This window comes from Shewanella atlantica (assembly GCF_003966265.1).
In the GTDB taxonomy this organism is placed as follows: domain Bacteria; phylum Pseudomonadota; class Gammaproteobacteria; order Enterobacterales; family Shewanellaceae; genus Shewanella; species Shewanella atlantica.
The window spans coordinates 1-1,341 of record NZ_RXNV01000040.1 but is presented as its reverse complement, the minus strand read 5'-3'; the positions used below and the strand labels follow the sequence as shown (position 1 = coordinate 1,341).

Here is a 1,341-nt window from a genome sequence, read left to right as displayed (position 1 = left end):
CCGCATCTTATGTGGACTCCCCTGTGTCAACAACAAACAGGCAATCTTGAAGAAATAAATGCGAACTTATGTACGAGCTCTCAATTGAGTAGCGAACTCAGGCTCTATGATATTTACGCGAACCAGTTGATAATTCTACACTGCGAGCTCAAGACTCTTTGATGCGGGCTACCTTAACTGGCTGATTTTTAATCTTCGATTGTGCATTTTTGTTGTTTGAACGCTTTTTAAGCTGAAATTAACTCTGCTTTATACTCTGTACCCTGTGTGAGCATGGCATAGGCGGTTCTGACCGTCTTATTGGCTAACGCCACTGCGGCACATTTTTTACCCCGTCGCTCAACCAAGGCTTGGACCCAGCGCTCCTTCGTCGTTTTGGCTTCTCTTTTGACCATTTGACTGACTGCTGACAATGCGCCAGTGATTAACTGGCTTCTGAGAATACTATTTTTAACGTGTTTTCCTATGGACCCCAGTTTGACCTTTCCACCTGAAGAATATTGAACCGGCGTCAATCCAATACAGGCGGATGCATCTTTTCCACTGGAAACGACACCAATATCAGCGCAGCCTAATGCGATATAAAGATTAATCGCATTGAGAGTACCCACCCCTTCAATTTTTAATAATTTTTGAGCCTCAGGGTGAGTGTCGAGTGATTTTTCCAAACACAGATCATAAGTCGTGATGGATGTTACTACGGATAAATACTGTTGCCAGGCTGCTGCAAGAGCGCCACGAAACTCAGAAGTAAAATCATTTTCAGCGTCTTCTAACGTGGACTCAATCACACCACGTAAGCCGCCATTTCTGCTTGAAACCATAAGATTAAACTCTGCCAACAATGAGGTGAGCTGGTTACTCATCGCCGTTTTTTGTTTGATAGCAAGTTCTCGTAACCTCATAATGGATTGCAGTTGCTGCTGCTCGACTGATTTACCTGTAATGAAGTTTACCTCAGGTAACAGTGCGGCCTGAACAATCGCTAAAGCATCATTTTTGTCTGTTTTTTGATTTTGCCTGACAGCTGAGACTAACTTTGCTGAAATTAACTTAGCCTCATGACCAAATGTCATTGCTTTTTGTTTCCAATAATTAGACATTCCACAAGCTTCGAACACGATGGTTAGGGGGGCTGAGTTAGCCAGCCAGTCGATAAATTCATTCGGTGTCATTTCAGTATTTGAGTGCACCTTGTTATTTGTGAAGACGCAAACTTGAATCACATTTTTAGCCAGATCAACACCAACAATAGTACTTTTCATTTTGGACTCCGAAATCTCGTGAGAATTGAGATATACCGTAACTGATTAGAAAGTGGGGAGTCCAATTATCTACACT

Annotated in this window: 1 protein-coding gene; it reads right to left on the bottom strand. The window is 42.4% G+C overall.

Annotated features, from left to right (window positions below; all coding sequences use genetic code 11):
• Nucleotides 1-227: 227 nt before the first annotated feature.
• Entirely contained in the window at nt 228-1,265 is a 1,038-nt protein-coding gene (locus EKG39_RS23215; RefSeq protein WP_126508322.1) for an IS110 family RNA-guided transposase, read from the bottom strand.
• Nucleotides 1,266-1,341: the final 76 nt, after the last annotated feature.